Genomic DNA, 7,191 nt, shown 5'->3' with positions numbered 1-7,191 from the left:
TTTTTTTTTGCGCGCGCCGGGCGCCGGTCAGGACCGCAGGAACCGGATGACGGGCGCGAAGAACGCCGCCGGCTGCTCGATCCAGGGAAAATGCCCGGCATGGTCGATCGCCACGATCTCGGCCCGGGGAATGCCGGCCTGGATGGCTTCCGATTCGGCCAGCGGGCAGACCGGGTCCTGGCGGCCATCCACGACCAGGGTTCTGGCCGTGATCTTCTTCAGATCCTCCAGCGGCGGCGCGTCCTTGGCCGGCGGGCTTTCCTCGAACGCCTTGTTCATCGCCGCGCTCATCGGCTGCGTCATGACGGCCAGCAGCTTCGGCACATCCCTGGCCGGATCGTAGAAGAAGTAGCCCGCGTAGTCCTTGAACTGGCGGGTGAATCCCGCGTCGTCCTTTGCCGCGGGGGCATGCATCAGCTTCGCGTAGGCCGCGAAGCGCGGGTCGCGGGCGCGCCGCTCGTTCTCGGCGTTGCCGTCCGGACCCCACCCGCCCCGGTAGCCCAGCAACTGGGAACCGACCAGCACCAGCTTGCGCACGTGTTCGGGATGCGCCTCGGCATACACGATGGCGATGGCGCTGCCGTTCGAATGCGCCACCAGGTCCATGGCGTCGAGGCCGAGATAGGCGCGCAGCCGTTCGAGATCGCCGGCCAGGTCGCCGTTGGTGACGTGGGCGGACGGGTTCACCGGCGTCGACTGCCCGGTGCCGCGCGGGTCATAGGTCAATACGGTGAAATGCTCGCGCAGCGGCGCCAGTCCCTTTTCCAGGTATTCGGTGCCGATGCCCCAGCCCGGCGCCTGGACCACGACCAGCGGGCCGTGTCCCGCGATGCGGTAATGGAGTTCGACGCCGTCGAGCTTCGCGACGTGGTCGCCCGCGGACGTCCTGGCACGCAAGTCCTCGGACTTCGCGCCTGCCGAGGCGCCGGACGACGATGCGGCGGCGAGCGCCGAGGGATTGGACGACAGCGCGGCGGCGAGCGCCGAGGAATTGAACGACAGCGCGGCGGCGAGCGCCGCGCAGGCTGCGAATGCAATGACGTTGGTTCTCACGATCTGACGATGCTTTCCGATTCGGTGCCGCCGGCGCGGCTGGATTACCAGGGTAGCGCGATCGGCTGGCCGTCGCCATCCACCACAGGGACAGGCGACACGGACAGGATGCCGTACAGGGTCAGCGGCTCGCTGCCCGTATTGACGATCTGGTGCAGCTCGTTCGGCTGGCACAGCAGCACGGTGCCCGCCGTGATCGGCGTCTCCGTGCCGGCATGGTGCATGACGCCGGTGCCGCCCGTGAACACGATGACTTCCTCGCAGTCGTGGCGGTGCAAGGGGGTGGCGGCACCCGGACCCAGCGATTGCTGCCATACTTCGAAGGCGCCGATACCATTGGCGCGGGAAGCGAGCGTCTGGTGCGTCAGGCCAGGCAGCGCGAGGGCAGGAATGGTGGCGACATTGCGTACTTCCATGGGAATTCTCCATTGCGATGATGGAGAGGATTATGCGCATGGTCGCCCAAAGAAGGAACGGCACGGCATGGCACAACCAATTGGACATAAACTCAACGGCAGCAACCAGGAACTGGTAAAACAGCGCTCCTTCGTGCAGACGGTGCGCACGGGCGGCATCACCAGCGCGGCGCGCCAGCTCGGGCTGACGCCGTCGGCGGTCAGCAAGAACATCGCGCGCCTGGAGGCCGAACTGGGCGTGCAACTGCTGGCGCGCGACAACCGTCATCTGGCCCCGACGGAACGGGGCCTGCAAGCCTATGAGGCGTACTCCGAGCTGATCGACCGTCTCGACGGCCTGCAGCAGCGCCTGGCCGCGCCGGACGAGGTGGCGGGCCAGCTGGCGCTCGCGATCCCGTCCGGCACCCTGTCCTGGCTGGTGCCGCTGCTGGCGCGCTATCGCGCCGCCTACCCAAAGGTGCAGGTACGCCTGAATGTGAGCGACCAGCACAGCGACCTGGTACGCGACCGCAACGACGTCGCGCTGCGCTTCGGCCGCCTGAAGGATAGCAGCGTGCGCGCGCTGGCGCTGGGCGCGACGCCGCTGGTGGTGTGCGCGGCGCCCGCCTATCTTGCGCGGGCCGGCACGCCGCTTGTGCCGGAGGACCTGGCCGCGCACGAGGGCATCCTGTTCCGCCTGCCCGAGAGCGGCCGCCCGCGTCCCGTCGAATTGGTGCCCGACGCGTTCACCTGGCAGGCGCACATGGTGGTCGACGAGGGCCAGGCGCTGGTGCAGGCCGCGCTCGCGGGCTTCGGCCTGATCCAGGCGCCGCTGCTGCTGGTGCAGGCGGAACTGGATGCGGGCCGCCTGGTGGAAGTGCTGGCGGCGCACCGGCCCGCGCCGCTGGAAGTGAACCTGCTGTATTCGGCCGGCCGCTGGCTCGCGCCGCAGGTGCGGGCCTTCCTCGACACGGCCCGGGAAACCGCCGGCGCATAGCATTCGAAAAATTCGATGATAGGGACAGAATTTACTCGTTTTTTTATTTTCGAACAGCCAAGCATAATGACTCCATCGCAGCGAACACAAGGCAAGCACAGCAAAGCAAGCCTTCGAAAGATTCGATGCAAACCACGACCACTACCATAGGGAGAACATCATGCAGAACGCCAAACTCGAAGTCCTGACCCCGGAAAACTCGCAACTGATCATCATCGACCACCAGCCGCAGATGGCCTTCGGCGTCCAGTCGATCGACCGCCAGACCCTGAAGAACAACGTCGTCGGCCTGGCCAAGGCGGCCAAGGCCTTCGATATCCCGACCATCATCACCACCGTCGAAACGGACTCGTTCTCGGGCAAGACCTACCCCGAAATCCTGGACGTGTTCCCGGGCCAGCCCATCCTCGAACGCACCTCGATGAATTCCTGGGACGACCAGAAGGTACGCGACGCCCTGAAGGCCAACGGCCGCAAGAAAGTCATCGTCGCCGGCCTCTGGACCGAAGTCTGCAACACCACCTTCGCCCTGTGCGCGATGCTGGAAGGCGACTACGAGATCTACATGGTGGCCGACGCCTCGGGCGGCACCTCGAAGGATGCGCACGACTTCGCGATGCAGCGCATGGTGCAGGCCGGCGTCGTGCCCGTCACCTGGCAGCAGGTGCTGCTGGAATGGCAGCGCGACTGGAAGAACCGCGAGACCTACGACGCCGTCATGGACATCGTCAGGGAACACTCGGGCGCCTACGGCATGGGCGTGGACTATGCCTACACGATGGTGCACAAGGCGCCGGCGCGCAACCGCAGCGAGCACGAGGTGCTGGCGCCCGTGGCGGCCAACTGACGCGCCGTCGCCCCGGCGAAGGCCGGGGCCTAATGCCTTGGCGCAGCCGGTCTGCAGGCAGGAATTGGGTCCCGGCCTGCGCCGGGACGACGTGTCTAGGCGCAGCCGGCCGTCAGCAGCAGCGGCACCCCATTCCAGGCAATCGCCACCAGCGCCAGCACGGCCAGCACCAGCCGCGTCCAGTCGAGCAGTCCCGCGTGCGGGCTGCCCGGCACGGTGCGCGCGCCCCAGGCCACCCAGGCGCAGATGGCCAGCGCCAGCAAGGTCGCGGCGCCCAGCAGCACGCGGTCCGGCCCTTCCGGCCGCAAACCGCCCGGGCTGCACTGGGCGGCGGCCGTCGCGTAGGTGAAGGCGAAATACACGATCCAGACGATCAGCGGCAGCGTGGCGCGCAGCGCGCGCGGGAAGAACCGTTCGTTCATCGCTCACTCCATCAGCAGCGGCATCGCGCGGATCAGCGCCGACATGGCGATGCCCTGCAGCGTCGTGTAGTGCCAGATCAGCGCGCTGTTGTCGAGCGTGGCGCGGCTGTGCTCGGACAGGTGGCCGCGCCAGGCGCGCAGCGCCAGGTAGGGACCGACGATCAGCAGCACGGCGATGTGCAGGCCCTGGTAGCCGAGCATGGCCGAGATGGCGGCGGCCCAGGCGCTGCTGCTTCCGTCCAGGCCTGCCTGGCGGAAGCCTTCCATGTCGATGCCGAACGCGGCGCAGGTACAGGCCAGCGCGGCCAGCGCCAGCCAGGGCAGCCTGCGCTTGCCGAGCGCGCGCGTGGCCAGCCAGACCAGCACGGAACCCAGCGCCAGCAGCCCGCCGGAGGCCAGCGCCCACGACAGCGGCGGCAGCGAGGCACCCGGCGGCGGGCATACCTGCAGGCGCATCGACACGTGGATGTAGGCGAAGCCGAACGAGGCGAAGATGCTGCCGTCGACGACCAGCATGATCATCGTGCCCCACCAGGAGTGAGATCCCGTCTTGACGGCGCCCACGGGCAACGTCTCCCCTTCCCCGATCTGCACGCTGCGCTGGGGCGCCGCGCGGTCCGCCTGCCACAGCCAGCAGACCACGGACACGACGGCGACGATGCCGCCGATCCAGGCGGGAATCGTCAGCTTCATCGTCAGCAGCAGGAAGAAGGCGGCGGTGCCGGCGGCGGCCAGCGGCGGCAGCCAGCTGTCGCCGTGCAGGATCATCAGGTAGGTCGGTTTCGCGGCGATGGGGCTGGTGGCGATGGTCTCGCGCTTGCCGGTGGCCGTGTTCGGCAAGTAGTGGCGGCCCTCGTCGACTTCCCGCGACAGCGTCGGCTGGTCCCACAACGGATCGACGCTCGCGATCTTCGGGATGCTGCGGTTGCCGTAGTCTTCGGAGGTCAGCCATTCCAGCGTCGGCGCATTCCACGGATTGCCCACGTCCTTGGTCGGGCGGCGCAGCGTGCGCACGACGTCGGCGGCGAACAGCACGACGCCCAGCGCGAACAGGAAGGCGCCGACGGTCGAGACCATGTTCAAGCCGTTCCAGCCCATGTCCGCCGGATAGGTGTAGACGCGGCGCGGCATGCCCAAGAGGCCCGTGACGTGCATGGGGAAGAAGGCGGTATTGAAGCCGACGAACATCAGCCCGAATACCCAGCGCGCCAGCCGCTCGGACAGGCGATTGCCGTTGATCAGGGGCAGCCAGTAGTACATCGCCGCGAACACGGGGAACACCATGCCGCCGATCAGCACGTAGTGCAGGTGGGCGACGATGAAATACGTGTCGTGCACCTGCCAGTCGAACGGGATGACGGCGACCATCACGCCGGTCAGGCCGCCCAGCACGAAGATGAACATGAAGCCGAGCAGGAACAGCGTGGGCGCGCCCGGCTGTACTTTTCCCTTCCACAGCGTGGCGATCCAGGCGAACACCTGGATGGCCGTCGGCACGGCCACCGCCATGCTGGCCGCAGACACGAAGCCCGCCTCCATCACGCCCAGGCCGGCCGTGAACATGTGGTGCGCCCACAGGCCGAAGCTGAACACGCTCACGCCCAGCAGCGCGGCGATGACCGCCCGCCGGCCCACCAGCGGCGTGCCGGCGATGGTCGGGATCATGGTCGACACCATGCCGGCGGCGGGCAGGAAGATGATGTAGACCTCGGGGTGGCCGAAGAACCAGAACAGGTGCTGCCACAGCAGCGGGTCGCCGCCGCGGTCGGCGATGAAGAACGGCCAGTCGAGCGCGCGCTCCATCTCCAGCAGGGCCGTGCCCGCGATCACGGCCGGGAAGGCGAACACGATCATCAGGCCCACCACCAGCATGGCCCAGGCATACACGGGCATGCGTCCCAGCGTCATGCCCGGCGCGCGGGTGAACAGGATGCCGACGATCAGCTCGATGGCGCCGGCGATCGCCGAGATCTCGATGAAGCCGATCCCCAGCAGCCAGAAGTCGGCGTTCATGTCCGGCGAATACTGCAGCCCCGTCAGCGGCGGATACATGAACCAGCCGCCGTCCGGCGCAAGGCCCACGAACAGCGTGCAGAAGAACGCCAGGCCGCCGATCGCGTAGGCCCAGTAGGCGTAGGCGGACAGGCGCGGGAACGGCAGGTCGCGCGCGCCCAGCATGTTCGGCAGCAGGTACACGGCCAGCGCTTCCACGACGGGAATCGCGAACAGGAACATCATCACCGTGCCGTGCATGGTGAATACCTGGTTGTAGGTGCCCACGGCCAGGAAGCCGTTCTCCGGCACGGCGAGCTGCAGGCGGATCAGCAGGCCCAGCACGCCGGCCAGCACGAAGAACAGCAGCGCCGTGCCGATGTACAGCAGGCCGATATTGGTGTTGTTGACGCTCTTGAAGAAGCGCCAGCCCGAGGGCGTGCGCCACACGTCTTCCAGGCGCTCCAGCTCGCCAGGCGGGCGCGGAAGCGAATTGGGGAGGTCGTTCGGGTTCGTCATCGGGGCTTCATTCCAGGTGCACGAGATAGGCGGCCAGCGCGCGCAGCGACTCGCCGTCGAGGCCTGATGCGGCCGGCATGAATACGCCCGGCTTGATGGCCTGCGGGTCGGCGATCCAGCCGGCCAGCGTGCCCTCGTGGGTGCGCAGGACGCCGGCGCCGATCTGCTTGCGGCTGCCGACATGGGTCAGGTCCGGACCGAGGCGGGCCGTCTCGGCCACGCCGCGGATCGTGTGGCAGGACTGGCAGCGCTGCTCGAGGAACACGGCGCGACCGCGTTCCTGCAGGCTGGATACCGGCGCGGCGGCCGGCTGCGCCTGGCGTGCCAGCCAGGCCTTGAATTCGTCCGGCGGCAGCGCGATCACCTGCAGCGCCATGCGCGCGTGCTGGGCGCCGCAATACTCGGCGCACTGGCCGCGGTAGATGCCGGGCTTGTCGGCGCGGATCGTCAGGCCCGTGACGCGGCCGGGAATCATGTCGCGCTTGCCCGCCAGCGCCGGCACCCACAGGCTGTGGATCACGTCGGCCGCGTTCAGGCCCAGGTACACGGCCTGCCCCACCGGTACGTGGATCTCGTTGGCGACGGCGATCTCGCGCCCGCTCCCGGGGTCGCGGTAGCGGACGTCCCACCACCACATCTTGGCCGTGATGGAAATGGTCAGGGCCTGGCTGGAGCTCTGCGGCGCCAGCTGGGCGCTGCGCCAGGTGCTCCACACCAGCAGCGCGCTCAGGACGACGACGGGAAAGGCGATGCCGGCGCCGGCGATCCACAGCGCGGGTCGCACGGGCCGCTCGTGGCGGCGCAGGCTCAGCGCCAGCAGCGCCATGACGGCGACGAAGATCAGCGTACCCGCGCCGAACATCACCCAGGCGAACTGGCTGATGACGGCGGCGTCCCAGCCGGCCGGATGCAGCACCGACTGCAGCGTGCCCTCGCCCATCGGCGCATTCATCGCGACGCTCATCG

The 7,191-nt window shown here is 68.3% G+C and carries 7 protein-coding genes; 2 read left to right on the top strand and 5 right to left on the bottom strand.

Annotated elements, in window-relative coordinates; translation table 11 throughout:
- Positions 1-27: 27 nt before the first annotated feature.
- Entirely contained in the window at positions 28-1,053 is a 1,026-nt protein-coding gene (locus QPK32_RS25450; RefSeq protein WP_290415586.1) for an alpha/beta fold hydrolase, read from the bottom strand.
- 44 nt (positions 1,054-1,097) lie between these two features.
- A complete protein-coding gene (locus QPK32_RS25445) occupies positions 1,098-1,469 on the bottom strand; it encodes a cupin domain-containing protein (protein ID WP_290415585.1) in 372 nt (123 codons plus the stop codon).
- 67 nt (positions 1,470-1,536) lie between these two features.
- On the opposite strand from QPK32_RS25445, the gene QPK32_RS25440 reads away from it, so the two are divergent.
- Together QPK32_RS25440 and QPK32_RS25435 are read left to right on the top strand one after the other, a co-directional pair.
- Complete coding sequence (locus QPK32_RS25440) at positions 1,537-2,445, top strand: LysR family transcriptional regulator (protein WP_290415584.1); 909 nt, start codon at positions 1,537-1,539, stop codon at positions 2,443-2,445.
- 160 nt (positions 2,446-2,605) lie between these two features.
- The gene (locus QPK32_RS25435; RefSeq protein WP_290415583.1) at positions 2,606-3,292 is read left to right on the top strand and encodes a hydrolase; all 687 of its coding nucleotides are present in this window, start codon (positions 2,606-2,608) and stop codon (positions 3,290-3,292) included.
- Positions 3,293-3,387: 95 nt separating this feature from the next.
- Here the strand turns inward: QPK32_RS25435 and QPK32_RS25430 are convergent, their stop codons facing one another.
- The 3 genes from QPK32_RS25430 to coxB are packed head-to-tail and all read right to left on the bottom strand — an operon-like array spanning position 3,388 to position 7,189.
- The gene (locus QPK32_RS25430; protein ID WP_290415582.1) at positions 3,388-3,714 is read right to left on the bottom strand and encodes a hypothetical protein; all 327 of its coding nucleotides are present in this window, start codon (positions 3,712-3,714) and stop codon (positions 3,388-3,390) included.
- A gap of 3 nt (positions 3,715-3,717) precedes the next feature.
- Complete coding sequence (locus QPK32_RS25425) at positions 3,718-6,225, bottom strand: cbb3-type cytochrome c oxidase subunit I (protein ID WP_290415581.1); 2,508 nt, start codon at positions 6,223-6,225, stop codon at positions 3,718-3,720.
- Positions 6,226-6,232: 7 nt separating this feature from the next.
- Positions 6,233-7,189, bottom strand: coding sequence for a cytochrome c oxidase subunit II (gene coxB / locus QPK32_RS25420; RefSeq protein WP_290415580.1), 957 nt, complete (start codon positions 7,187-7,189; stop codon positions 6,233-6,235).
- Positions 7,190-7,191 lie beyond the last annotated feature (2 nt).

The sequence above is a fragment of the Massilia sp. YIM B02763 genome (genome assembly GCF_030412015.1).
GTDB lineage: Bacteria > Pseudomonadota > Gammaproteobacteria > Burkholderiales > Burkholderiaceae_D > Telluria.
The sequence above is the reverse complement of the archived record's forward strand: the minus strand, read 5'-3'. Positions and strand labels throughout refer to the sequence as shown.